The sequence below is a fragment of the Thalassospira mesophila genome (genome assembly GCF_002115755.1).
Taxonomy (GTDB): Bacteria; Pseudomonadota; Alphaproteobacteria; order Rhodospirillales; family Thalassospiraceae; genus Thalassospira; species Thalassospira mesophila.
In genome coordinates this window covers 1-1,459 of sequence record NZ_JFKA01000035.1, presented here as the reverse complement: position 1 = coordinate 1,459, position 1,459 = coordinate 1, and the positions used below count along the sequence as shown (strand labels likewise).

Here is a 1,459-nt window from a genome sequence, read left to right as displayed (position 1 = left end):
TGAAGTGCGCCCCAAAAGCTGGACAGCTGTTGGTTAGGCTACAGCGGACCGGGTCCTGTACGCTACAGGGCTCAGTCCGCCAAGCTTCACTTTGATTCGCTTATGGTTGTAGTAATGGATGTACTCATCCAGCCCCGCTTGCAACTGCTCCACGCTTTCAAAGCTTTCCCGATAGTAGAACTCTGACTTCAGCGTGCCGAAGAAACTCTCCATTGTGGCGTTGTCATGGCAGTTTCCTTTGCGTGACATGCTTTGCTCCAGCCCTGCTTTTTCTAGCCTCTCCCGGTACTTTGGATATCGATAGTGCCAGCCTTGATCTGAATGCAGCATTGGCTTGCCGCCCTCAGGTAAGCCTTCAATAGCTTTTTCCAGCATCTCGCCCACCAAGGCATATTGGGGACGTATTGCCGTCTGATAGGCCACGATTTCTCCGTTGTACAAGTCCAAAACTGGGGACAAGTACAGCTTTTTGCCGGCCACTTTGAACTCGGTGACATCCGTCACCCATTTCTGATTCGGTTGCTCAGCCTCGAACTGACGAGCCAAGGTGTTGGGCGACACTTCGCCCATCGGCCCTTTATACGACCTGTATTTCTTAGGCCGCACCGTGCATTTCAGACCCAGCTCCCCCATCAGTCGTCGTACCGTTTTACCGTTGATCAGCGATCTTTCTTTACGTAGTTCTAGCGTCATCCGACGGTAACCAAAGCGGCCCTTATGCTCGTTTTGGATGGTCTGGATAGAAGCTTTGATCGAGGAAAATCGGTCCGCAACGCCCATTGCCTTGAGTTGGTAGTAGTACGTACTTCGCGCAAGGCTCACTAGCTTGAGCAAGTCACGCAAGGGAAAGTGTTGCTTAAGCTCACTGACTAATCGGGCTTTTTCTTCTGTTCTTTCTCCCGCCTCATCACCGCCTCGCCTAACTCCCCAAGCTTTTTTAGATAAGCGTTCTCCATCCGTAGGTATTGGAGCTCATCAAGTAACGTCTTGTGCTCAGGCTCAGGGCTGGTGAGTGGGGCAGCGGTTTTGCGTGGTTTAGCAGGTGGTTTAGGCATAGCGGTGCTCAGTCCTCTTTTCCCTGACTCCAGGGCTTCAATACCGCCACTGTAATACTGCTGTTGCCATCTGCCCACCTGAGTGGAATCCCCCAAGTTGAAAAGCGCCGCTGCGCGGCGCAAGGAAAGGGAGTCATCCCACATGCGCCGTAGAACAGAGAACTTGAACAAGGCACTGTAACGCTGGCCGGTACTGCTCAAGCTGGCCTCACCGTGTAATCGATAAGCCTCGACCCAACGACGAAGCAAGGTGGGGTCCATTTGAAATTGAGCGGCGACCCGGCGAAACCCTCGGCCTCGCTCAAGGAAAGCGGTGATGGCAGATAGCTTGAACTGCGTGGTGTACTTGCTCATGAAAACGCCCCAGAAATTGGATGGGTGTCCAACTTCTGGGGCGCACTTCA

At 53.1% G+C, this 1,459-nt stretch carries 1 protein-coding gene; it reads right to left on the bottom strand.

Annotation, left to right across the window (positions count from 1 at the left end; genetic code table 11):
* Positions 1-33 precede the first annotated feature (33 nt).
* A protein-coding gene (locus TMES_RS21860) for an IS3 family transposase (protein WP_404943211.1) occupies positions 34-1,409 on the bottom strand; the annotation gives its coding sequence in 2 pieces (ribosomal slippage) (positions 34-915 and positions 918-1,409; 1,374 coding nt in all).
* Positions 1,410-1,459: the final 50 nt, after the last annotated feature.